Genomic DNA, 22,271 nt, shown 5'->3' with positions numbered 1-22,271 from the left:
GCCGAGGATGACGATCACGCCAGAGGCGTTGCTGGGCGGCTGGCGCGGGCGGCGGTTCCTGCTGGAGCTCGCGCTCGGGTCCGAGGCGCTCCTCGCGGACTGCGACGAGGCGGGGGTGCCGCTCGCGTCGGCCACGATGCGGGCCGCCTACGACCTCGACCCCGGGCGGGGCCAGTCGATCGTCTCGTTCGGTCCTGGCGCGCAGGAGGCGGAGCTCACCGCCGCGACGCCGGAGTCCGTGGCGTCCCTGCTGGGCCGGGTCCACCTCGCCGACGTCGAGCAGGGCCTCGTGCTTCGTGCGCTCGCGGATGCGGTGGCCAACGCTCGGTACTGGCAGGAGCCCGACGGCGAGGACCTGCTCGCCGCCACGCCCGTCGTGCGTGCCGCGCTGGGTCGTGTAGCGGTGCACGTCGCGGGGTCCGTGCACGTGGCCGGGTTCGGGGCCGCCGTCGGCTGGTGGAGCGAACCCGTGGCCCGCGCGGATCAGCACACGATCACCTGGGATGCGGACGCGACGGCGTCGGCCGGTGCGATGACGGGCGCCGGGCCGGGGGCGGGGGAGCGGCTGGCGCAGTGGCGCGCCGACGTCGTGAAGGACGAGCGGCAGGCGCTGAAGCACGCCCCCACCGACCCGACGGCCTCCTGGAGCGGTTCGTGGTGGTCCACCCCGCCGTCGGACCTGACCCGCACCACGCGGAGCCTCGGCCGCCCCGGGCCCGCCGGCCTCTGGCTGGTCGAGGACGGTTTGGGGTGGGAGCGCGCTGTCGCCCGGCGGGTGCAGGTTCCCGCGGATGTGCGCGTGTGCGAGATCGACGGTGCCGCCACGTGGGCCGCGCTGTGCCGCGCGTACCCGCTGGACGTGACCGCCCAGAAGCGGCACGACTGGTACCGCACCACCGGCCGCGCGGGCCGCTGGGTGATCCCCGACTGGACGAAGATCGCCGTCGACCACGACGCCGTCCACCTCACCGCCGCCGCGTACCTCGCCGCCGCGGGCACGGCCATCCCGGTCGACGACGACACCGCCGGCGTCATCGCCGGGTGGAATCCCGACGAGACCTACTGGTTCGCCGACGCCGTCCGGCAGGAACCGGACGGCGCGGCGTGGGTCCTGGACGACGAGGACTGGGTACCCGGGCCCTGAGCGTGCGGCGGGCCGGCTCCGGGCCTGTTGCGACAACCGAATGTATGGCCACCTGGGTCAGCTCAGACGCACTGGAGCGCGAGCAAACAACCGGCTCCGGGCGAGCCACAACCGTCGGTTGTGCGTGGATACGCTGAATCGGTGGATACGGAAGCGCTGCGATCGTTCGTGCGGGCGGCCGAGCTCGGACAGCTGCAGCACGCGGCCGACGAGCTGGGCGTGACCCAGCAGGCGGTCTCCAAGCGGATCGCCGGCCTGGAACGCGAGCTGGACGTCCGCCTGTTCACCCGTACGGCCCGAGGGGTCGAGCTGACGCTCGACGGCCAGGCGTTCCTCCCGCACGCCCGGAGCATCGTCACGGGCGTAGAGCGCGCCGTCACCGCCGTCAGGCCGGGCTCCCGGGCCCTTCGGATCGACGTGCTCGGCCTGCGCAGCGCGCAGGCCGTCGTGCTGCACGACTACTGGCGCTCGCATCCCGAGACCAACCTCGACGTAGTGACCCTCAGGGTCGACGACCCGCGCGTGGCGGTCGCCGCCGTCGAGGCGGGCGACATCGACGCCTCGTTCCGCACCGTCACCGACCCGGCAACGCTTCCGCGCGAGGTGCAGATGATCCATGCGTTCGACTCCCCGCTGGAGCTCCTCGTCGGCCCGAGACATCCGCTCGCCTCGGCGCGAGCCCTGACGCCGGTCCAGCTGCGCAAGCACCGGATCTGGGTGCCTGGTATTGCGCCCCGCAGCGAGTGGGGAGATTTCTACGACCAGCTCGTCACGGACTTCGACCTGCGTGTCGACGCGGCGGGCCCGCATTTCGGTGACGAGGTACTCCTGGACACCCTCGCGGACTCGGCGGACGTGGCCACCCTGGTCGGGGCGCGCGACCGGTACCTCTGGCCGACGAGCTACGACCTGCGCCGCATCCCGATCGTCAATCCGACACTTGCCTACCCGCTCTCGCTCATCCTCCCCAGAACGAATCCACACCCGGGACTCCGCGGGATCATCGCCCACTTCGAGAGCCTGCCGAGGCTTCCGGAGCCTGTCTGGCTTCCGTCCTGGGCCACGACCCCACGACGGGTCGACGGCGACATCGCTCACGCTCGAAAGGGAACCAGGCATGCCCGATGACCGTCTGATGCGCATCCGCAGCGCCGAGTTCCAGGCCATGTCCGAGAGGGTTCTGCGAGCCACCGAGCTCACCTCCCGCCTGAACGCCCTGCCCTTCGAGGACGAGGCGGGCAAGGCCGAGCTGTTCGAACGGATCCTCGGCCGGCCGCTGCCCGCGAGGACCACTATCTATCCGCCCTTCTACACGGACCACGGCCTGCGCCTGGACCTGGCGGAGCGCGTGTTCATCAACCAGAACTGCACGTTCCTGGACTACGCGGGCATCCGGCTCGGCGAGCGTGTGATGGTCGGACCGAGGGCCACGTTCATCACCATGGGTCACCCGGTCGATCCCGGGGAGCGCCGGGAGTGGCTGAGCGGCGCGCCCATCGACGTGGCGGAGAACGTGTGGATCGGCGCTGGTGCCACGATCCTGCCGGGCGTCAGCATCGGCCGGGACGCGGTGATCGCCGCGGGAGCGGTAGTGGCCGACGACGTGCCCGCGGCGAGCCTGGTGACCGGCACAAAGGCCGCCGTACGACGACGATGGTGACGGGACCTCCCAGATCGAGTGCTCCGCAAGCCCGCCACAAGGGCTGCCGCTCCTGAGTCTGGTTCAGCAGGCTCAATGAGTCCATGAAACCGGGGCTAATGGACGTCTCGCGCCTGCTGAACCCAAGTCAGTTCGGGCCGCCCCCGACGCGCCGGGCCGCTCAGCGCGCCGCCCAGCGGCTGATGCCGGCGGCCGCGTACACGGCTTCGGTGAGCTCGGTGGACCGGAACTGAGACTGTCTGCCGACCCTGCTCAGCTCGCCCCAGTAGTTAGGGGTGTAGCCGAAGCTCAGCTCGTGCTCGGGATCGGCGAACGCGAGGGATCCGCTCGCTCCCGTGTGCCCGAACAGGCCGGGAACCCCGACGCTCGGCCACATGGGACCGCCCGGGAGCTGGAACCCGAGACCCCAGTCGGTCCGCATGCGTAACACCTCGTCACGCCCGCTCGCCTGCGGCTGTCGGGCGGAGTTCATGAGCCCGGCGGAGATGATCCGGTGCCCGTCCACCGGTCCGATGAGGGCAGCGAAGAGGCGGGCGAGGGCAAGCCCGCTGCCCACCCCGCCGGCGGACGCGTCCTCGACCTCGTACCGGGTGAGCTCGTCGTGGTCGTCGAAACCCGCGGCACTGCCGCCGAACGTGGCGTGGTAGGAAGCGGATCGGCGGTCGAGAACGCCCAGTGCGTACGGGAGCCACGTCGGGTTGAGCAGAGACCGGAACGCCTGGCTCTGCGAGGGACCGACCATCGGGGCGACCCGGTGATGCTGGTCGACGGGGAGGCCGAGGTGCAGATCGAGGCCGTAGGGAGTCGCGATCTCGTCGGCGAAGAAGCGCCCTACAGTGCGCCCGGTCACGGCCCGCACCAGCCCGCTCAAGATGTACCCGTAGGTGACGGCGTGGTAGCCGTGCCGCGTGCCCGGACCCCACCAGAGCCCCTGCCGCTCGAGCCGGTGGAGCACCTCGTCGAGAGCGGCGGCGTCGTCATTGCTGACCGACGTGTCCAGGGCCGCCAGGCCCGAGCGGTGGGCCAGCACCAGGTGCACCGGGATCTCGGCCTTGCCCTGTTGTCCGAACTCCGGCCAGTAGTCGGCGACGGGCCGTTCCAGGTCGATGACGCCCCGGTCGGCGAGGAGCAGCACGGCTGAGGTGGCGAGCGCCTTGCTGGTGGACGCGATGGGCGTCATGGTGTCCCGTTCCCAGGGACGAGTGCGCACGCGATCGACGTGGCCACCCCAGATCTCCACGACCGGATGTCCCGCGCGGTAGACGCCGAGTGATGCGCCGACCTCTCGCCCCGAGTCGATGAAGCGGGTGAGGAGGTCCGCGACCGGGCCGTAGCCGGGCTCACAGTGGCCGTGTACCAATTTGAAAGTCACTATCAAAAGATAGCCGGTATCATCTGCGGTGTGAAGGCAGGGGAACATGATGGTGGCGCGGCACAGCCAGCTGGGCTGCGAGCTCGAAAACGCAGCCAGACGGAACGACGCATCCAGACAGCGGCCCTGGAGCTCTTCGATCGGCACGGATTCGACGAGGTGACCATGGAGGAGGTTGCGACCGCGGCCGAGGTCTCGGTGGCGACCGTCTACCGGTACTTCGTCACCAAGGAGAACCTCGTCCTCCATGACCCGCTGGAGGACGAGCTCACGAGCGCGATCATCAAGGAGATCCGGACCGGCCTCGACATCCCCGCAGCCCTCGAGCACGTTCTCGAGCACCTGCCGACGACGTCCGCCAAGGAGGCGGAGCGAGATGCCCGAACCCGTATCCGACTCGCCAACGAGGTACCCGCGATCGCCGGCGCCGCACACATCCGGGCCCGGGCTCGTGCCGAGCAGCTCATCGACGCGCTTCCCGCCGCGCAGCGCGACGACCGGTTGCACGCGCGCGTCCACGCCCTGGCGGCCCTCGCCACGCTGGAGGCCGCGGCCGACCACTGGCACGACGCCAAGGTCCCGGTGACGCTGCGGGACGTCTCACTGGCAGCGATTCGATCGCTCCGGTCAGCGGGCATGGACTGAGGGTCACGGACCACCGCGCCGCCTCGCCGCTCCGCTGGGACCGTCGTGGTCGCTCGCTCTCGCCAGCCGGTACGGTCCACGCATGGCCTCGCCCTTGCTCCTGGTTCCATCCGACCCGCTAGCCCCACGAGTCCCTGACCAGCACTTCATGCGCGAGGCCGACGCCGCACGGCAGGCGGGCGTGGACGTGGCGGTCGTGGACCATGACGCGATCCTCGCCGGCGACGTCCGGGCGGCGGTGCGTCGGGTTCCGCCGTCCGACGGCGGACAGACTGCCTGGTACCGCGGCTGGATGCTGCCCTCCGACGCGTACTCGCGGCTCGCCACCGAGCTGAGCGCTCGGGGAGTTCGGCTGCTGACCGGCCCCACCGCCTACCGCGCCGCACACGAGTTGCCCGGCTGGTACGGCAGATTCGCGGACCTGACCCCGGCGAGTGTCTGGTCGCCCTGGGCGGCCGGCCGGACGCCGACGAGCGCGGATGTCGGCCCGCTCATCAAACCGCTGTGTGACGGCGGTCCCGGCGTGGTGAAGGACTACGTGAAGTCCCGCAAGCACGAGTGGCACGAGGCGTGCTTCGTGCCCGACCTGGCCGACACGGCGGCCGCCACCCGCGTGATCGCAAGAATGGTCGAGCTGCAAGGCGACGACCTGACCGGCGGGATCGTTGTGCGTGCCTTCGAATCGTTCGTGCCCGACGACGCAGGGCGGACCCTGGAGGCGCGCATCTGGTGGGTCGAGGGATCGGCGGTCTTGATCACCCCGCACCCCGACGCGCCCTCCGGGACCACGGTCGAGGTGCCGACCGAGGTGCGCGACGCCGTCGGCACGAGCGTGCACACCCTGGGCGCCCCGTTCGTGACCACGGACCTCGCACTGCGGTCCGACGGAGTCTGGCGGGTGATCGAGGTCGGCGACGGCCAGGTCAGTGACCTCCCTGCCACCCAGGACCCTGCCCCGCTCATGCGGGCGTTGGCCGCCGCCGACCTAGTCACTCCTGACCTCGATTCAGCAGGCTCGAGAGTGCCGTGATCCCTCCGGCAATGGACGCCCAGCGCCTGCTGAACACAAGTCAGTTCGGACTGCTGGCTCCCAGACATAGCACTGCAGGCCAGTACCAAGAGGTACTGGCCTGCAGTGTTTGCGGCTCCCGCGGTTGGACTTGAACCAACGACCGTCCGATTAACAGTCGGATGCTCTGCCAGCTGAGCTACGCGGGATCGCGTTCGCCCGTCCCGTGCACCGGGTGGGCGACCGGTGAAAACTCTAACAGGTTCAGGCGGGTTGTCCTGACCCATATTCGACCCGCGTCGCAGCGAAGTCGATCACACCCGCGCGACGCCGGTCAGGGAGCCCGCCGACGCCGATCTTTCGCCCACCGGGTGGTGTCGGGTCCCGGCTGCGATGATCACCCACATGGTCGACGTCGTCGGTGATCTGCTCCCGTACGCCGTCGGCGTCGCGCTCAGCCCGGTCCCGCTCATCGCCGTCTTTCTGGTGCTGGGTGCGCCCGCCGGCAAAGCGGCCGGCACGGCCCTGGTGGCGGCCCGGGTCGTCACCGTCGCGGGCGTCGCGACGATCGTGGCGCTCCTGGCGGACCTCCTGCCCGAGTCGAACGGGACGTCACCGATCGGTCTGCTGCTGCGCATCGTCCTGGGCGCCGTGCTCATGGTCTGGGCGGTCGTACAGATCGTCCGTCGGCCGGACAGGAACGAGAGCAGCGACCAGCCCGCCTGGATGGCCACGATGGGGAACGCATCCGTACTGCAGGCCGCGCGGATCGGCGTGGTGCTCTCGACGGTCAACGTGAAGGAGCTGGCCTTCGGCGCCGGCGCCGGGCTGACGATCGCGGCCGCCGATCTCGGTGCCGGCGCCACGGTCGCCGCTGCCGCTGGCTATGCGGTGATCGCATGCCTTGCGACCATCGCCGTCGTCGTCGCCTTCTGGTTCGCCGAGGACCGGGTGACCGGGCCCCTGGACCAGACGCGCGTGTGGCTCGGGCGGAACAGCACGGTGCTGGTCGCGCTCGTCCTGCTGGTGATCGGTGCGATCCTCGTCGGTGAGAGCCTGAACGACCTCTGATCGCTCGGCATCCCTCAGCGCCCCCGAACCAGAGCTCAGCCCCAGAACCAGAGCTCAGCGCCCCACCATCCCCAGACCGGCCTCGTTGTAGCGGTCGCCCTGGACGCCGACCCGCGCGGCCAGCCCGTTCAGGTCGGCGACGTCGTCGGCGGACAGCGCCACCTGCGTGGCGCCGGCGTTCTCCTCGACGCGCTCGATGCGTCGCGTGCCGGGGATCGGCACGATCCACGGCTGCTGGGCGAGCAGCCACGCGAGCGCCACCTGGCCCGGCGTCGCGCCCTTTGCCTGCGCGAGTGCCCGCACGTGGTCCACGAGCACCTGGTTGGCCGTCCGGTTCTCGTCGGTGAAGCGGGGGATGGAGGCCCGCATGTCGTCGGCGGTGAACGACGTCGACGCGTCGACCGACCCGGTGAGGAAGCCCCGGCCGAGCGGGCTGAACGGGACGAACCCGATGCCCAGCTCAGCGAGCGTGGGCAGGACCTCCGGCTCGGGGTCGCGGGTCCACAGCGAGTACTCGCTCTGCACGGCCGTGACCGGGTGCACCGCGTGCGCCCGCCGGATCGTGGCGGGGCTCGCCTCCGACAGCCCGAAGTGGCGCACCTTGCCGGCCTGCACCAGCTCGCCGACGGCGCCCGCCACGTCCTCGATCGGCACGTCCGGGTCCACGCGGTGCTGGTAGAACAGGTCGATCACGTCGGTGCGCAGGCTCCGCAGGGACGCGTCGGCGACCTCGCGGATGTGCTCGGGCCGGCTGTCCAGGCCGACCGAGGCACCGCCCTCGATGCGCCAGCCGAACTTCGTCGCGATCACTACCTGGTCGCGCAGCGGCTCGAGGGCCTCGCCGACCAGCTCCTCGTTGACGTACGGGCCGTAGACCTCGGCGGTGTCGAAGAGGGTGACCCCGCGGTCCGCGGCGTCCCGCAGCACGCCGATCATGTCCTCGCGCGGGCCGGGGTTGGGGCCGTAGCCCTGGGACATGCCCATGGCACCGAGCCCGACGGCGGAGACTTCCAGGCCCTGGCCGAGCGTACGAGTGTGCATAGTGACAGTCTCCTTCGCGGTGGGTGGTGCCCCACACGCTAGCCCCGGGGCGCCGAGGAGGTCCTGCGATCACCGGCGGTCCCGCGGCACTGAGCGATGGTCGGCCGCCACGCACCGTCGTCGGGCGGCACCGGCCCCGGCGACATGCCGCGGCGACACGCGGAATCGCCGTTAGTACGAGGATATTTCGTGCACGACCCGCTTATCGCCCAGGTGTTGTGCCACCATCTTGGGGTGCGGCCAGCAGCAGACACGCGGCGCGTGACGGACCCTCCACCGGAGGACACCTGGGTGGTAGGCCTGGACCTCGGGGGTACTGGTTCGCGCGCTGTTGCCAGTCCTGGGCCCGGCCGACCCGACGTTCGGGTGGAAGGCCCACCGCTACGTGTCGTGGACGGGCTGAGCGACGCGCCCACCGTCATCCGCGGGCTCTGCCAGGACCTGGTGCGTCAGCTCGACGCCGCGCACGGCGGAGCCGGAGCGCCGCGGATCAGTGCGGCCGCCGTCGGGCTCCGCGGGATGATGGCCATGGACCGGGCCGGCCGTCTCGACCCGTACTCATTGCACGACGTTCTCGCGCGCGGCCTGGGAACCGAACGGACCGCCGTGTCGACCGACGCCGTGACAGCACACCTGGGAGCCCTGGGCGGGCGCGGGGGTGCCGTGCTGGTGGTGGGCACCGGCGCGGTCGGCGTCGCCGTCGACGAGTATGCCCGCTGGTACCTCGCGGACGGGCTCGGATACCTGGTCGGGGACCAGGGCAGCGGAGGGTGGATCGGCCGCGAGGGGCTCACGGCCGCGAACAAGGCTCGTGACGGACGTCAGGACGGCGCCTCGCAGGTCCTGCTGCGGGCCGCCGAGCGGCACTTCGGCCGGCAACGGCACGGAGTCGCCCTCGACAGTCGTCCGGACGCGCTCAGCCTGCTGGCCGAGTTCGCCAAGGACGTGCTGGCCGCGGCAGAGGCCGGTGATCCCGTGAGCGTCGCGATCCGCGCGACGGCCGCGAGAGGGCTGGCGGACACCCTGTGCGCAGTGCTCGGCCACCCGGGCGTCGAAGCCCGCGTGGCGACGACCGGAAACCTGATGGCCAAGGTCCCCGAGCTGCGAGCCCTGGTCATGTCTCACGTGACCGAGGTCCGCCCCGACGTCGAGATGGTTCCGACCGTGGGAGAGCCGCTGGACGGCGCTCTCGTGCTGGCCCGGAGGCTCCTCGAGACGCCCGAAGGCGTGCCGTCGAACCGCCCGTTCCTCTCGGTCCGGATGGGGACGCAGGATCCCGGCGTGATAGCGCTCGACGAGCTGCTCGACGGAGACGCGGCCCCCGTGCGCGCTGGTGCGTCGCCCGCAGGGCCAGGTCCGGCCGCGGCCGGCTGACCGACGGTCCCTGCGCTCAGGCTCAGGCGGGCAGCCCCGCCGCGTTTCGCACGCGAGCCTCGGCGGCGTCGATCGCCTCCGCCGTGCCCGGGTCGGTCAGGTCCACCTCGCGCCCGCCGATCACCTGGGAGAACAGCTCCCCGTCCGCCCGGCGTCGGACCGCTACGCGGGCGGAACGCCCGCCAGGCAGCTTGACCGGCTCCGCCAGGACCACCGACCACTGCACCCGCTCGCGCAGCACCTGCGGCAGCACTGAACGCCGGCCGTCGAGCGTCAGCGGCGTCGGCTCGTCGCCGTCGACCCAGTGCACCCGGATGACGTTGGACTCCGTGTCGTAGGTGGCCCGGTCGACGTCGGCCCACTCCCGGTGCACGACGACCGACGGCGCACCCCGCGACTCCGCGTCGCCCTGGGCGCTCGCGGCCTCGGGCGCCGAGATCAGCAGGAGCTCGGCGCGCGTGGCGAAAACCCACGCCTCGCCCGCCGACGTGACCAGCGGGGCCTGTGCCAGCACCGAGTCGGTGCGATGCGAGCGGACGGTGCGGCGGACCGCCTTCTGCGGGCGGCGCCCGAACCACGATCGGAACCCCATGGGCCCACCGTAGTGCCGCACACCGGAGGAACGGACGTCGAGGTGTGGGCGCGGCGCCTCGCGGTCAGACGTGTCCGCTTCCGCCACGGGCCCAATTCACCCGCCGGCCGGTCTGCGGGTATGCGTCGGGTGCCGTAGGTTCTGGCTTCGTGACCTTGACGAGCCCCGCGCCTCCAGCCGATCCTCCGGGCACGATGGTCGGCGAGACGGCAAGAGACCGGCGCGAGGCGAAGAGCCGCCGGCGGCGCGGCATCCGGGTGTTCGTCGTCACGACGCTCGTGGTCGCCCTCGCGATGGCCTGCGGCGGGGTCGCCTGGTACGTCGTGTCGGACGCCGAGGAGCTCGCCGGGCAGACCGCCTCGGCCAGGGAGCTGCTGGTGTCCTCTGCGGGGAAGGTCGCCGAACCGGCGACCCGCACCGACCTGTCCGCGCGGATCGAAGAGGCCGATGCCCTGCTGGGCGGGCCGGTCCTCACGCGGCTCACCACGCAGCTCACCACCACCGGGACGGCTGACGCCCGGGCGTCCCTGGTGACGGCGTCGGACGCTGTCCGGGCCTCGATGGTCGATCAGGCCCGCGCCGAGGTCACCGCGGCGCGCCGGACCCTGGCGGACGCCAAGAGCCGCGGCGAGAAGGTCTACGAGGCCACCCAGGGCGAGGGGTTCGACCAGGGCGAGGGTGAGTACGAGGTAGTCCAGGCCGGGCTGCAGGCCGCCCTGGAAGCCGTGACCACTGCCGACGCCGCCGCCAGCAGCAGCCTCGGCGGCGCGGACCTGGCCGAGCTGGAGAAGGCGGCGCTCGACCTCAGCAGGAACCGCTCTGTCGTCACCATGGCGACGCAGGCCATGGTCGCCGCGCAGGACGCGGCCACCTGCCCCGAGCCCGACCATGTGTGGGACCCCGACAGCGGCGTCGTGCCGAGCTCCGACCTTTCCCCGATCCCGTGGTCGCCCACGAACTTCGTACGGACCGACGTGCTGGACGGGCTGATCGCGCTCGACGCCGCGTACAGCAAGGCGTTCGGCAAGCACCTGACGATCAACTCGTCCTACCGCACGCTGGCCGAGCAGGCGGCCCTCTACGACCCGTCGTCGCCGATCGCCGCCCCGCCCGGCTGCTCCAACCACGGTCTCGGGCTCGCGGTCGACATCGGCGGCGGCGTGCAGACGTTCGGCACCCCGCAGTACAACTGGCTCAAGGCCAACGCCGGGTCCTACGGCTGGGTGCACCCGGCGTTCGCCGAGCCGGACGGGCGCGTTCCGGAGCCGTGGCACTGGCAGTCGGTGCTCGCCCGCGAGACCTCCTGAGGGACTGTCATTCAGGCCGCAGGGCCCAAGGGTTGCCATCTGAGAAACCGGTTACTAGGATCTGGGAAACCGGTTCCCCGTGGGTGTGTTTCTCACCCGGGTTCTCTCGCCCCAGCGTCGGGGCGGGCGCCTCAGGTGATCCCGCATCGATCCGGTGTGCGCACCACAGCAATGTCCCGCATTCAACGACGAACGTGAGGCAATGACGATGAGACGACCAAGAGCTGTCCAGATCCTCTCGGCGGTGGCTGCGGTGACCCTCGCGGTCACGATCGGGGTGACCACCCAGTCCGCTCCGGACGCGGCGGCCGCCACCGGTCCGGCCACGGGCTTCGCCACCCAGAACGGTGGGACCACCGGCGGCGCCGGCGGGCAGACGGTCCGGGCCACCACGGGAACCGCGATCCACACCGCACTGTGCAACCGCGCCAGCAGCAGCACCCCGATCATCATCGAGGTCACCGGGACCATCAACCACGGCAACACCAGCAAGGTGTCGGGCCCCAGCTGCAACACGGCCGACGGCGTCATCGAGCTCAAGCAGATCAGCAACGTCACGCTCGTCGGCGTCGGCAGCGGGGCCGTCTTCGACCAGCTCGGCATCCACATCCGCGAGGCCAGCAACATCATCATCCAGAACGTGACGGTCCGGAACGTCAAGAAGTCGGGCTCGCCGATCTCTAACGGCGGCGACGCGATCGGCATGGAGAGCGGCGTCAGGAACGTGTGGGCCGACCACCTCACGCTGGAGGCCTCGGGCGGGGAGGCGGAGGGCTACGACGGCCTCTTCGACATGAAGGACGACACCAAGTACGTGACCCTGTCGTACAGCATCCTGCGCAACTCCGAACGCGGCGGCCTCATCGGGTCCAGCGAGAGCGACCTCTCGAACGGCTTCGTGACGTTCCACCACAACCTGTACCAGAACCTCAACTCCCGCGCGCCCCTGCTGCGCGGCGGCATCGCGCACATCTACAACAACCACTACGTGGGCCTGGTCGAGTCCGGGATCAACTCGCGGGCCGGGGCCAAGGCCAAGGTGGACAACAACTACTTCGAGGACTCCAAGGACGTGCTCGGCACGTTCTACACCGACCAGGCCGGCTACTGGCAGGTCGCCGGCAACGTCTTCGACAACGTGACGTGGTCCAGCCCCGGCGACGACAACAACCCCGCCGGCCCCAACCCGACGTCGAACACCTCGGTGAGCATCCCGTACGCGTACCCGCTGGACGGGGCGAGCTGTGTGCCGGCGGTCGTCAGCGAGACGGCGGGTGCGAACAAGGGCAACCAGGTGTCGGACGGCAGCTGCTCGCCGACCGACCCGGACCCCGACCCGACGCCGACGGACCCGACGGATCCGACCGACCCGCCGACCGGCGCGAACCTGAGCATCGGCGCGGGCGCCGACGGCTCCAGCAAGGCCAGCGGGACAAGCTTCGGCAACGTGCTCGACGGCAGCATGAGCACCTACTGGTCACCCGCAAGCTCGACGGGACGTGTCTCGGTCAAGTGGGGATCCGCGACCACGGTGTCGAGGATCAACATCCGTGAGGCCTCCGGCGCCGTCGGCAACATCGGGTCGTGGCGCGTGGTGAACAACGACACCGGCGCCGTCCTGGCCACCGGTAGCGGCGCCGGCGTCATCTCGTTCGCGACCACCTCGCTGAGCAAGCTCAACTTCGAGATCACCAGCTCGTCGGCGACGCCGCGGATCGCCGAGTTCGAGACCTACGCCGCCGCGTCGTCGAGCGGTGGTGGAACCACCGAACCGGGGGACGACGGCGGGACCGCCGAGCCGACCGAGGCCGTGCTGTATGCGGCGCCGGGCGGCACCGACGGGGCCGCGGGGACCGTGGCGAGCCCGACGACGCTGACCGCGGCGATCGACCGGATCGACGCCGGCGGCACCATCTACCTGCGCGGGGGCACCTACAACCTCTCGCAGACGGTCGACATCGCGCCGGGCAACAGCGGCACCTCGGGCAACCGTACGGAGCTGTTCGCCTACGCCGGTGAGACGCCGGTGCTGAACTTCTCGGCACAGAGCGAGGACCCGGCCAACCGCGGGCTCGCCATCGGCGGCGACTGGTGGCACCTGCGCGGCATAGTCGTGCAGAACGCGGGCGACAACGGGATCCTTCTCGGCGGGGACAACAACGTCATCGAGCGGGTCGTGACCCGGTTCAACAACGACTCCGGGCTCCAGCTCTCCCGGTATACCGCGGGGGCGCCCAGCAGCGAGTGGCCCTCGAACAACCTCATCGTGTCCTCGGAGTCGCACGACAACGCCGACTCCGACGGCGAGGACGCCGACGGGTTCGCGCCGAAGCTCACGGTGGGCCCGGGGAACGTGTTCCGGTACGCCGTGTCCCACAACAACATCGACGACGGCTGGGACCTGTACACCAAGCCCGACACCGGCCCGATCGGGACCGTCACCATCGAGGACTCGCTCTCGTACGGGAACGGGACCCTGTCCGACGGCTCCCAGGCCGGGAACGGTGACCGCAACGGCTACAAGCTCGGCGGCGAGGACATCGGGGTCAACCACACCGTGAAGCGGAGCATCGCCTTCGACAACGGCAAGCACGGGTTCACCTACAACAGCAACCCCGGGTCGATGACCATCGAGAACAACCTGAGCATCGGCAACGAGGAGCGTAACTACAACTTCGACGCCGGCTCCTCGACCTTCCGCAACAACACCTCCTGCAACAGCGGGTCGAACGACCGGATCATCGGCAACGACGCCGGCGGCAACCAGTGGTGGTCCGGCTCCAACGGGTCCCGGTGCGCGCAGTACTCAGGGTCCCTGGCCTGGTCCTTTGCCTCCGACGGCCGCCTGGCGGTGACGATCGGCGGGAGTCCCGTGAACCTGTAGCCGGGACGGCCCAGGATCGACGAAGCGCCCTGGCGAAACCGTGAGGATAGCGCCGGGGCGCTTCGCCGTCCCCGCATACGCGGGACCTGCGAGCCCCTGACCGTTTGGGCTACCCCCGCCCCAGCGAGGGCATGTCATCAGGTTATGGCGGGAGGATGCGCGGTGCCTTGGTGAAACCGGGTGATATTGCCGTCGAACTTGCAAAGATCACCCCCTGGTGATGACCTCCCAGGCCAAATGGTGCCCCGTACAGGACTTGAACCTGTGACCGAGAGATTATGAGTCTCCTGCTCTGACCAGCTGAGCTAACGGGGCCCGCGGCACGATGCCGCGAAAAGGATCCTACTGCTTCGGGCGGCTGGTGCCGGCGAGGCTCACGCGGGCACGTCCCCAGGAAGGCCTCGAAATGCCCTGGCGCGCCCCTTGCCGTCGGCCTCGGTAGTCTCGATCCTGAGCGACGGGGCGGCACCGAAGGCCACCGACCCGCCCTGTGCGTCGGTATGCGGACCATGCCGGGTGTCTGGCTCGAAGCGGGCCGGACCGCGCACCGTGAGCCGAGGCGGCGACATGAGTATCGGACCGGGCGAAGGCACCGAACCTGGTGGCGCGAAGAACCGACGGCTGATGCTGCTGCTCGCGGCGGCGATGTTCGTGCTCGTCGTCGACACCTCGTTGATGAACGTGTCCATCTCCGCTGTCGTCACGGATCTGGACACCACGGCCAGCGGCGTGCAGTCCGCCATCGCGCTCGAGGCGCTCGTCTCGGCGGCGTTCATCCTGATCAACAGCAAGGTGGGCGACCTGATCGGGCGCAAGCGCGCCTACGTGCTCGGGTTGCTGGCGTACGCGACCGGGGCGGTGGCCATGACGCTCGCGCAGAGCCTCACGGCGATCGTCATCTTCTGGGCCCTCGTCGGCGGTCTCGGGGCCTCGTTGCTCCTGCCGGCGATGCAGTCGCTGATCCACGGCAACTTCACCGGGGCCGCCCAGAAGCAGGCGTATGCAATGGTCGGCGCGGCGGCCGCCATCGCCGCCGCGATCGGCCCGCTGCTGGGCGGGTTCGTCACCACCTACCTGTCGTGGCGGGTCGGGTTCGGGCTGGAGGCGCTCATCATCGCCGTCGTCCTGAGCCAGATCAGGCTGGTGCACGACGTCCCCTACACCGGCTCCCGCCAGGTCGACGTCGTCGGCGCGATCCTGTCCGTCTTCGGCATGGGCGGCGTGGTGCTCGGGATCCTGGTCTGGCAGGAGGGCGGCGAGTTCGTCGGGCTGCTCATGGTGGTCGGGTTCGTGGCGCTGGTAGCGCTGGCCCGGTGGCTCGTGCGACGGGTCCGCGAGCACAGGGTCCCCCTGCTCGACCCCGGCCTGTTCCGTCATCCCACCTTCACCACCGGGGTAACGGGTCAGATGCTCCAGCAGATCACTCTCGGCGGGGCCATGATCGCCCTGCCGCTGTTCCTGCAGATGACCCTCGAGTACAACGCGCTCCAGGCGGGCCTGGCCCTGACCCCGCTCTCGCTGACGATGTTTGCCGCGGCGATCGTGGCGGGTCGGAGGAGCGGACGCCGACGTCCGGCCGCGATCATCCGCGTCGGGTTCCTGCTGGCCAGCCTCGGGATCGCGATCATCATCCCGTTCGTCCCCCGCGTCGACAGCGGCTGGTACCTCGTGCTGCCGCTCGCGATCGCGGGCTGCGGGCTCGGCCTGCTGGTCTCGCAGCTCAACAACTTCACGCTCGCCCCCGTCGAGGAGGAACGGGTCAGCGAGGCCGCCGGCGTCAACTCGGCCGCCGGGTCCTTCGGCCTCTCCTTTGGCCTCGCCATGTCCGGAGGCATCCTGCTCGCCGTCCTCGCGTTCAGTTTCAACCAGCTGACCGAGGACAGCTCGGTCGTCCCCGCGGCCGAGCAGCAGCAGATCGCCACCGCTCTCGAGACCGAGGCCGAGGTCATGAGCAACACCCAGCTCGCAGAGCAGATCACGGGCCAGCCGCCGGAGGTCGAGGCCGAGGTGCTGGCCATCAACAACGAGGCCCGCAACCGCTCGTTGCAGGTGGCCCTGCTGGTACCGCTGCTCGCCGGCCTCGTCGGACTCGGGACCTCCTTCCGCATGGTGCGGCTGCCCGACCACAAGCCGTCGTCCTCGCTCGACGGGACAGAGCTCGGCTGATCCCGCGCGCCACGTCCCGGCCCGGCGCCAAAATGTCCTGGCGCCCAGTCCGACCTCGTCGTGGTCGTGGCCCGGCTCCGGACGGTGCTCTGCGTCAAGGGCTGAGAATCCGCGACGGCTCACCCGGTCTCTCACGAGATCGCGGTGGCCGTCGCGGGGCGCGAGGATCAGAGTGGACCTGTCCACACTCTGGAGGTGGCCGACGTGCAGGCACGCGATCCGCAGCGGGACGACGGGGACGCCGAGGCCAGAAGCAGCGATGCCGCACCGGGCTCCCAGAGCACCCGGCGACGCCGGACGATGATCATGCTCGGCCTGCTGCGTGCCGGCGTGACCTCGCTGCTCCTGCTGGTGCTCTACTACGTGCTGCCCCTCGACACGGACTCGGCCGCGTCCCTGGCGTTCGGACTCGTCCTCGGCCTCGTGGTGCTCGCGGCGGCGACGTTCTGGGAGGTTCGTGCAATTGTCCGGTCGAGGTATCCGGGCATACGAGCGATCCAAGCGCTGGCGACGATCGTCCCGCTCTTCGTGCTCCTGTTCGCGTCCACCTACTTCATGCTCAGCTCCCAGGCGCCGACGACGTTCAGCGAGCCGCTCACCCGATCCGATGCCCTGTACTTCACCGTCAGCACGTTCGCCACTGTCGGCTTCGGAGACATCGTGCCTCGGTCGGAGGCGGTCAGGCTGCTCGTCACCGGGCAGATCCTGCTGGACCTCATCCTCCTTGGACTGGGGCTTCAGGTGATCCTCGGCGCGGTCAAGAAGAGCCGAGGTGTGGCCGGGTACTAGGGGAACCGGCTCGGGCACGGCTTGGAACAGGCCCGTCCGGATCAGGGCGGGCTGTACCAGGGTGGTTGCTTCTGGCACCCTGTGCGCGGTGAGCAGCGCACCGGGTGGCGGGGACACCCGCCCCCGTCCGATGGACCCGCCGGAAGAGCCGTCGAGCGAGGCCCTGGCTGTCTCCAGGCGCGTACGCGGCCTCGTCGTCGCGGTCTGGGTGCTCCTGCTCGCGCACTTCGTGGCCACGTTCGTGTGGACGGCGCCGGGCTACGTGCTGGGCCGGCCGGAGGACGAGGGCGGCACCCAAACGCCCTCCGGCGCCCACCGCGCCCTGGAGACCTATATGACCCCGGTCTTCGCCCAGAACTGGTCGATCTTCGCGCCCTCGCCCCTGCACGTGGAGTACGCCCTGCGCGTGCGGGGCGGCTACGCGCGCGGGCCCGACGGCGCCGTCGTACCCGGTCCCTGGATCGACACGACGGCGGTCGAGGTCCGCGCGCTGACCGGGCACCTGCTCCCGGCGGCGACCGAGCGCCCGTCCCGCCGTCTGGCGTCCGACGCCCGGGCCGCCTACCTGGCGCTGCCCGACGACGCCCGGGTCATGGTCCTGGCCCCGCCCCCAGACGGCCAGCATGCCGCGGACGCCGATCCCTGGCCCGGCCTGCGCGCCGCGCTCCTCGACACCGGGGCCGCGCCGGACGCCGTCGACCAGTACCTCGGCATGGACCGGGCCCTTGCCGCCTACGCGACGCAGGTGCTGCTGGCCTCCCCGGCCGAGGTGCGGGAGGGCGCGCCGGGAACGGCGTCGACCGGTCAGGATCCCGTGTACGTGCAGGTGAGCATCGTGCGCCACGCCCTGGCGCCGCACGGGACCGCCGAGCGTCCCGAGCCGACGGAGCTCACCCTCGGGGCCCGCCCGCCCGTCGTCGTGCGCGGCCAGGACGCCGCCGCCTTCCGCGCCACCTGGGACGCGCTGCAGAACGACGCGCTGCAGAACGACGCTGTGCGCGACGACGCGCTGCGGGACGACGCCGTCCGGAGCGACGCCCGGCCCGGCGAGGGCGCCCGGTGACCCGCCTGCTCGACGTCGGTGTGCGCTGGATGATCGCATCCGCCCACGCGACCTACGGCGTCGCGCTGATGCGCATCGTGTTCGGCCTGGGCATCGGCGGGTACGTCGCGGTGAACTTCTCGGCTCGCCAGGCCCTGTGGGGCACCGGGGCCCGCTGGACGACGCCGCTCGGCGGGCACGCGCTCGCCAGCGGCCCGCTGCTCACGGCGGGCTGCGTCGCGCTGCTCCTGGTGGCCGTGCTGGTCACGGTGGGCTGGCGGGCCCGGTGGACGGTGCCGCTGCTGGTGCTCGGCTGGACGGGCCTGACCGCGATCAACCCCCTGGTCGCCGACCAGGGCGACAACATCTCGCGGATCCTGCTGGTCTACCTGTGCTTCGCGGACACGTCGGCCCGCTGGTCCCTCGATGCCCGACGCCGGGGGAGCGGGGCGGGCCTTCCGGCGTCGGCCCTGACGGCGTCGGCCCGCCCGCGGCCCGCGCGGACGCAGGTGCGCAACCTGCTCCACAACGCCGCCGTGCTGGCGGTGGGTGCGCAGATCTGCCTGGCGTACGTGCTGTCCGGGCTGTTCAAGCTGCACGGAACCGAGTGGCGCGAGGGAACGGCCGTGTACTACCCGCTGATGCTGCCGCAGTTCCGGCCGTGGCCGCCGCTGGCGGACCTCGTAGCGGGCAGCGGGTGGCTGGTCGCCGCGGTGACGTGGGGGACGCTCGCTCTTCAGCTCGCGTTCCCGCTCCTCCTGCTGCAGCGACACCTGCGGGTGGCGGGCGTGGCCGGGGCGCTGGCCATGCACGCGGGCATCGCCGTGATCATGGGGCTGCCGTTCTTCTCGCTGTTCATGATGGCGGGCGACTGCGTCTTCCTCCGCGACGCGACGATCGCCCGCTGGCGCCACCAACCGCCGGAACGGACGGGTTGACCACAGCGGCTGCTGCCAGGCCGGGGCCCTTCTTGGCAGCAAGCGCTGTGGTCAACCCGTCTGTCCGAGGAGGGTCAGCCGACCTGGTGGAGCCAGCGGACCGGGGCGCCGAGGCCGGCGTAGCGGAACGGCTCCAGCTCGTCGTCCCAGGCGGCGCCCAGGGCAAGGTCGAGCGCGTCCCGCATGGCGCGCGGGTCGGCGAGCTCCAGGGCGGCGCGGACCCGGTCCTCCTGGACCACGACGTTGCCGTGCACGTCCGTCATGGCGTGGAAGATGCCGAGGTCGGGGGTGTGCGACCAGCGGGCGCCGTCGGCCCCGTTGCTCGCGTCCTCGGTGACCTCGTAACGCAGGTGCGACCACCCGCGCAGGGCCGACGCCAGCTTGGCGCCGGTGCCCTGCGGACCCTGCCACGAGTACTCGGCGCGGTACAGACCGCGCCCTGCGGGCTGTGCGGTCCAGTCCATGGAAACGCGCACGCCTAGAACGTTCCCCGCGGCCCACTCGATGTGGGGGCACAGGGCACGAGGCGCGGAATGCACAAAGAGCACACCCCGCGTGATGACACCGGCCATGTCTTCCTCCCTGGGTCGAGGTACGTCTTCCCCTACGTCCTCACCCGGGCGGTGACGCTGTGGTCGGCTGCACAGCGGTGCTTCGGACCACATCCTGCCCGATTCATCGGCGACATGCGAGGCGAAACGGCCCGCATGCCGTCGAAAGAATCACTTCGTACGACGAGTTCGTTCGGCACATTCTTGCCTAAAAGGGCATACGGCCACTAGTGCTGCCGGAGATCTTCTGAAGATTCATCCCACATGCACGCTATGTACGAAAAACGCACATCGGGCCTCACAGGCGCGCGCGAAGCTCCCGCATCGCCGCGCGCCGCGTCTCCTTCTGGAGCCGGTCGAGGTAGACCATGCCGTCGAGGTGATCGCACTCGTGCTGGAGGCAGCGGGCCATGATCCCGGTGCCCTCCACGGTGATCGGCTCGCCTTCGAGGTTGATGCCCTCGACCCTCGCGTAGTTCGCGCGCACGGTCGGGTACCAGAGTCCCGGCACGGACAGGCAGCCCTCGCCGCCGTCCTGCTGCTCCTCGCCCAGCTCGACGATGCGCGGGTTTATCACGTAGCCGATGTCGCCTTCGATGTTCCACGAGAAGGCCCGCAGGGAGACGCCGATCTGGTTGGCGGCCAGCCCGGCGCGCCCCTCGTCGTCGACCGTCTCGACCAGGTCCGCGACCAGGCCGCGGACGCGGTCGTCGATCGTCGTCACGGTGTCGCACGGGGTGCGCAGCACGGGGTCGGGAACTACACGGATCTCACGCATTGCCATGCGGACATTCTCCCATGTCAGAAGGAGGGGGCGTGGGCACGACAGGCCCACGCAGTGGTACTGGCCCGGCCATGGGCCCCGACCGGCTCGACCGGCGACCGCGGCGGTAAACGGGTCAGACGCTCAGGTCACCCGCGGTGACCTGAGCGTCTGACGACACGTGCGTCCGCCCGACGGCGGTGGCCGGGATCAGGCGTTCTGGATCACCAGGGCGACGTTGTGTCCGCCGAAGCCGAACGAGTTGTTGATCGCCGCGACGTCGCCGCCCGGCAGCTTCGCGGGCTCGTTGCGCACGAGCGGCACCTGCAGCTCGGGGTCCGGGTTGTCCACGTTGATCGTGGGCGGGGCGAGGCGCTCGGCGACCGCCTTGACCGCGAACAGCGACTCGATGGCGCCGGCGCCGCCCAGCAGGTGGCCCGTCATCGACTTGGTCGCCGAGAGCAGCACGTGGTCGGCGTCGGCCCCCAGGAGGGTCCGGATCGAGCGCGTCTCGGTGAGGTCGCCCACCTTGGTGGACGTGGCGTGCGCGTTGACGTGCACGATGTCGGCGGCGGTCACCCCGGCGTCCTCGATCGCGAACCGCATGGCGGCCACCTGGCCCGTGCCCTCGGGGTCGGGGGAGGTGATGTGGTACGCGTCCGACGACAGGCCGACGCCGCCGACCTTCGCGTAGACGCGGGCGCCGCGGGCCGCGGCGTGCTCGGCGCTCTCCAGCACCAGGACCGCCGCACCCTCGCCGAGGACGAAGCCGTCGCGGTCGACGTCGTACGGGCGGGAGGCGGCCTGCGGGTCGTCGTTGCGCAGCGACAGCGTTCGGGACGCAGCGAATGCGCCGAGCGGCATGGGGTGGATGGCGGCCTCGGTGCCGCCGGCGACGACGACGTCGGCCCGGCCGGAGCGGATCATCTCGACGGCGTAGCCGACGGCCTCGGCGCCGGAGGCGCACGCCGACACGAGGGCGTGCGTGCCGGCGCGAGCGCCGAACTCGAGGGACACGTAGGCGGACGGCGAGTTCGGCATCAGCATCGGGACGGTCATGGGCAGCATGCGCCGCGCGCCGCGCTCCCGGAGCGTGTCCCAGCCGTCCAGGATGGTCTGGATCCCGCCAATGCCCGACGACACCACGGCGCCGAGCCGGTCGCCGTCGACCTCGGGGCTGCCTGCGTCGGCCCAGGCCTCGCGCGCCGCGACTATCGCGTACTGCGCGGACGGGTCCATCCGCTTGGTCTCGGGGCGGGAGAGGACCTCGGCCGGGTCCACCTTGATGGTGGCGGCGAAGGTCACGGGCAGGCCGTACTTCTCCGCCCAGTCGTTCTCGAGGGTGCGCGCTCCGGACGCGCCTGCGAGCGCGGCCTCCCACGTGGACGCCACGTCCCCGCCCAGCGGGGTGGTGGCGCCGAGGCCGGTGACGACGACTTCGCGTGTGGAGGTCATGGTGATGCTCCCGAGAGTGATGGGACGAAGGGGGCAGGTGCTAATAGTGCTGCCTGTTGGCAGCGTGTGCCCGACGGCGGCGCGGGCCCGTGGATCGAGCTGGGCCACGCGCCCGCCGTCGGGGGCGGCTCAGGCCTGAGCGCCCTTGATGAAGCTCACGGCGTCGCCGACGGTTGCGAGGTTCTTGACCTCCTCGTCCGGGATGCGAACCCCGAACTTGTCCTCGGCGTGCGTGACGATGGTCATCATCGACAGGGAGTCGATGTCGAGGTCGTCCGTGAAGGACTTCTCCAGCAGGACGTCGGCCGTGTCGAGGCCCGTCTCCTCGGCGACGATCTCGGCGAGGCCCTCGAGGATCTCCTGGTCCGTGTTGGCCATGGGACTTCCTTATCTTTCGTATCGGTCACCGGCGCCATCGGGCACCGGTGTCTTGCTGGTCAGATCTTGGCGCATCCGGAGACCGAAATG

General features: G+C 70.9%; 20 protein-coding genes and 2 tRNA genes. 13 read left to right on the top strand and 9 right to left on the bottom strand.

Going from position 1 to position 22,271, the window contains the following annotated elements:
* Positions 1 to 7: 7 nt before the first annotated feature.
* The 3 genes from C8K30_RS15370 (at position 8) to C8K30_RS15360 (ending at position 2,804) form a co-directional block, all read left to right on the top strand.
* Positions 8 to 1,144 (top strand): hypothetical protein, encoded by a 1,137-nt coding sequence (locus C8K30_RS15370; protein WP_108493771.1) that lies wholly within the window; start codon positions 8 to 10, stop codon positions 1,142 to 1,144.
* Positions 1,145 to 1,285: 141 nt separating this feature from the next.
* The gene (locus C8K30_RS15365; protein WP_108493770.1) at positions 1,286 to 2,272 is read left to right on the top strand and encodes a LysR family transcriptional regulator; all 987 of its coding nucleotides are present in this window, start codon (positions 1,286 to 1,288) and stop codon (positions 2,270 to 2,272) included.
* The gene (locus C8K30_RS15360) at positions 2,262 to 2,804 is read left to right on the top strand and encodes a DapH/DapD/GlmU-related protein (RefSeq protein ID WP_108493769.1); all 543 of its coding nucleotides are present in this window, start codon (positions 2,262 to 2,264) and stop codon (positions 2,802 to 2,804) included. Before C8K30_RS15365 ends, C8K30_RS15360 begins: the two co-directional genes overlap by 11 nt.
* A 160-nt stretch (positions 2,805 to 2,964) precedes the next feature.
* Here the strand turns inward: C8K30_RS15360 and C8K30_RS15355 are convergent, their stop codons facing one another.
* Positions 2,965 to 4,176: a serine hydrolase domain-containing protein gene (locus tag C8K30_RS15355; protein ID WP_158281022.1), complete on the bottom strand. Its 1,212-nt coding sequence runs from the start codon at positions 4,174 to 4,176 to the stop codon at positions 2,965 to 2,967.
* Here C8K30_RS15355 and C8K30_RS30350 point away from each other — a divergent pair.
* Entirely contained in the window at positions 4,150 to 4,821 is a 672-nt protein-coding gene (locus tag C8K30_RS30350) for a TetR/AcrR family transcriptional regulator (RefSeq protein ID WP_146197496.1), read from the top strand. The genes C8K30_RS15355 and C8K30_RS30350 overlap by 27 nt on opposite strands.
* An 82-nt stretch (positions 4,822 to 4,903) precedes the next feature.
* The gene (locus C8K30_RS15350; protein ID WP_108493767.1) at positions 4,904 to 5,851 is read left to right on the top strand and encodes an ATP-grasp domain-containing protein; all 948 of its coding nucleotides are present in this window, start codon (positions 4,904 to 4,906) and stop codon (positions 5,849 to 5,851) included.
* A 115-nt stretch (positions 5,852 to 5,966) separates the two neighbouring features.
* On the opposite strand, the gene C8K30_RS15345 is transcribed toward C8K30_RS15350, so the two are convergent.
* Positions 5,967 to 6,039: transfer RNA gene (locus C8K30_RS15345), tRNA-Asn, on the bottom strand.
* Positions 6,040 to 6,235: 196 nt separating this feature from the next.
* On the opposite strand from C8K30_RS15345, the gene C8K30_RS15340 reads away from it, so the two are divergent.
* Entirely contained in the window at positions 6,236 to 6,901 is a 666-nt protein-coding gene (locus C8K30_RS15340) for a GAP family protein (protein ID WP_158281020.1), read from the top strand.
* A 54-nt stretch (positions 6,902 to 6,955) separates the two neighbouring features.
* Here C8K30_RS15340 and C8K30_RS15335 read toward each other — a convergent pair whose 3' ends face one another.
* Positions 6,956 to 7,942 carry an aldo/keto reductase gene (locus C8K30_RS15335; RefSeq protein ID WP_108493765.1) on the bottom strand — a complete coding sequence of 329 codons (987 nt, stop codon included), beginning with the start codon at positions 7,940 to 7,942 and terminating at the stop codon, positions 6,956 to 6,958.
* A gap of 390 nt (positions 7,943 to 8,332) precedes the next feature.
* On the opposite strand from C8K30_RS15335, the gene C8K30_RS15330 reads away from it, so the two are divergent.
* Positions 8,333 to 9,316 carry a BadF/BadG/BcrA/BcrD ATPase family protein gene (locus C8K30_RS15330; RefSeq protein WP_158281019.1) on the top strand — a complete coding sequence of 328 codons (984 nt, stop codon included), beginning with the start codon at positions 8,333 to 8,335 and terminating at the stop codon, positions 9,314 to 9,316.
* A gap of 22 nt (positions 9,317 to 9,338) precedes the next feature.
* Here C8K30_RS15330 and C8K30_RS15325 read toward each other — a convergent pair whose 3' ends face one another.
* Positions 9,339 to 9,908: a hypothetical protein gene (locus tag C8K30_RS15325; RefSeq protein ID WP_108493763.1), complete on the bottom strand. Its 570-nt coding sequence runs from the start codon at positions 9,906 to 9,908 to the stop codon at positions 9,339 to 9,341.
* Positions 9,909 to 10,057: 149 nt separating this feature from the next.
* On the opposite strand from C8K30_RS15325, the gene C8K30_RS15320 reads away from it, so the two are divergent.
* Complete coding sequence (locus tag C8K30_RS15320; RefSeq protein WP_146197495.1) at positions 10,058 to 11,215, top strand: M15 family metallopeptidase; 1,158 nt, start codon at positions 10,058 to 10,060, stop codon at positions 11,213 to 11,215.
* A gap of 208 nt (positions 11,216 to 11,423) precedes the next feature.
* On the top strand, positions 11,424 to 14,099 hold the full coding sequence (locus C8K30_RS15315; RefSeq protein WP_108493956.1) for a polysaccharide lyase family 1 protein: 2,676 nt from the start codon (positions 11,424 to 11,426) through the stop codon (positions 14,097 to 14,099).
* 238 nt (positions 14,100 to 14,337) lie between these two features.
* Here C8K30_RS15315 and C8K30_RS15310 read toward each other — a convergent pair.
* A tRNA-Ile gene (locus C8K30_RS15310) sits at positions 14,338 to 14,414 on the bottom strand.
* 252 nt (positions 14,415 to 14,666) lie between these two features.
* Between C8K30_RS15310 and C8K30_RS15305 the strand changes: the two genes are divergently transcribed.
* The 4 genes from C8K30_RS15305 to C8K30_RS15290 all read left to right on the top strand — a co-directional run bounded on the left by C8K30_RS15305 (position 14,667) and on the right by C8K30_RS15290 (position 19,034).
* Complete coding sequence (locus C8K30_RS15305) at positions 14,667 to 16,265, top strand: MFS transporter (RefSeq protein WP_108493761.1); 1,599 nt, start codon at positions 14,667 to 14,669, stop codon at positions 16,263 to 16,265.
* Between the two features lie 195 nt (positions 16,266 to 16,460).
* The gene (locus C8K30_RS15300; RefSeq protein WP_108493760.1) at positions 16,461 to 17,054 is read left to right on the top strand and encodes a potassium channel family protein; all 594 of its coding nucleotides are present in this window, start codon (positions 16,461 to 16,463) and stop codon (positions 17,052 to 17,054) included.
* A gap of 88 nt (positions 17,055 to 17,142) precedes the next feature.
* Positions 17,143 to 18,117 carry a DUF5819 family protein gene (locus C8K30_RS15295; protein WP_146197494.1) on the top strand — a complete coding sequence of 325 codons (975 nt, stop codon included), beginning with the start codon at positions 17,143 to 17,145 and terminating at the stop codon, positions 18,115 to 18,117.
* The gene (locus C8K30_RS15290) at positions 18,114 to 19,034 is read left to right on the top strand and encodes an HTTM domain-containing protein (RefSeq protein WP_108493758.1); all 921 of its coding nucleotides are present in this window, start codon (positions 18,114 to 18,116) and stop codon (positions 19,032 to 19,034) included. Before C8K30_RS15295 ends, C8K30_RS15290 begins: the two co-directional genes overlap by 4 nt.
* Before the next feature lie 74 nt (positions 19,035 to 19,108).
* Here C8K30_RS15290 and C8K30_RS15285 read toward each other — a convergent pair whose 3' ends face one another.
* The 4 genes from C8K30_RS15285 to C8K30_RS15270 form a co-directional block, all read right to left on the bottom strand.
* A complete protein-coding gene (locus tag C8K30_RS15285; protein WP_108493757.1) occupies positions 19,109 to 19,606 on the bottom strand; it encodes a DUF3145 domain-containing protein in 498 nt (165 codons plus the stop codon).
* Positions 19,607 to 19,883: 277 nt separating this feature from the next.
* The gene (gene def, locus C8K30_RS15280; RefSeq protein ID WP_108493756.1) at positions 19,884 to 20,369 is read right to left on the bottom strand and encodes a peptide deformylase; all 486 of its coding nucleotides are present in this window, start codon (positions 20,367 to 20,369) and stop codon (positions 19,884 to 19,886) included.
* A gap of 189 nt (positions 20,370 to 20,558) precedes the next feature.
* Positions 20,559 to 21,803, bottom strand: a complete 1,245-nt coding sequence (gene fabF / locus C8K30_RS15275; protein WP_108493755.1) for a beta-ketoacyl-ACP synthase II — start codon at positions 21,801 to 21,803, stop codon at positions 20,559 to 20,561.
* 129 nt (positions 21,804 to 21,932) lie between these two features.
* Positions 21,933 to 22,181 (bottom strand): acyl carrier protein, encoded by a 249-nt coding sequence (locus C8K30_RS15270; RefSeq protein WP_108493754.1) that lies wholly within the window; start codon positions 22,179 to 22,181, stop codon positions 21,933 to 21,935.
* Positions 22,182 to 22,271 lie beyond the last annotated feature (90 nt).

It is taken from the genome of Promicromonospora sp. AC04 (assembly GCF_003058225.1).
Lineage (GTDB): Bacteria > Actinomycetota > Actinomycetes > Actinomycetales > Cellulomonadaceae > Promicromonospora.
Note: the sequence above shows the minus strand (reverse complement) of the source record. Positions and strands in the feature narration are given on the sequence as shown.

What these genes read in the sequence shown, in the direction of transcription:
- C8K30_RS15370 (WP_108493771.1), top strand. Translation starts at nt 8, where the DNA reads ATGACGATCACGCCAGAGGCGTTGCTGGGCGGCTGGCGCGGGCGGCGG.
- C8K30_RS15360 (WP_108493769.1), top strand. Translation starts at nt 2,262, where the DNA reads ATGCCCGATGACCGTCTGATGCGCATCCGCAGCGCCGAGTTCCAGGCC.
- C8K30_RS15350 (WP_108493767.1), top strand. Translation starts at nt 4,904, where the DNA reads ATGGCCTCGCCCTTGCTCCTGGTTCCATCCGACCCGCTAGCCCCACGA.
- C8K30_RS15340 (WP_158281020.1), top strand. Translation starts at nt 6,236, where the DNA reads ATGGTCGACGTCGTCGGTGATCTGCTCCCGTACGCCGTCGGCGTCGCG.
- C8K30_RS15335 (WP_108493765.1), bottom strand. Translation starts at nt 7,942, where the DNA reads ATGCACACTCGTACGCTCGGCCAGGGCCTGGAAGTCTCCGCCGTCGGG.
- C8K30_RS15325 (WP_108493763.1), bottom strand. Translation starts at nt 9,908, where the DNA reads ATGGGGTTCCGATCGTGGTTCGGGCGCCGCCCGCAGAAGGCGGTCCGC.
- C8K30_RS15315 (WP_108493956.1), top strand. Translation starts at nt 11,424, where the DNA reads ATGAGACGACCAAGAGCTGTCCAGATCCTCTCGGCGGTGGCTGCGGTG.
- C8K30_RS15305 (WP_108493761.1), top strand. Translation starts at nt 14,667, where the DNA reads ATGAGTATCGGACCGGGCGAAGGCACCGAACCTGGTGGCGCGAAGAAC.
- C8K30_RS15285 (WP_108493757.1), bottom strand. Translation starts at nt 19,606, where the DNA reads ATGGCCGGTGTCATCACGCGGGGTGTGCTCTTTGTGCATTCCGCGCCT.
- def (WP_108493756.1), bottom strand. Translation starts at nt 20,369, where the DNA reads ATGGCAATGCGTGAGATCCGTGTAGTTCCCGACCCCGTGCTGCGCACC.
- fabF (WP_108493755.1), bottom strand. Translation starts at nt 21,803, where the DNA reads ATGACCTCCACACGCGAAGTCGTCGTCACCGGCCTCGGCGCCACCACC.
- C8K30_RS15270 (WP_108493754.1), bottom strand. Translation starts at nt 22,181, where the DNA reads ATGGCCAACACGGACCAGGAGATCCTCGAGGGCCTCGCCGAGATCGTC.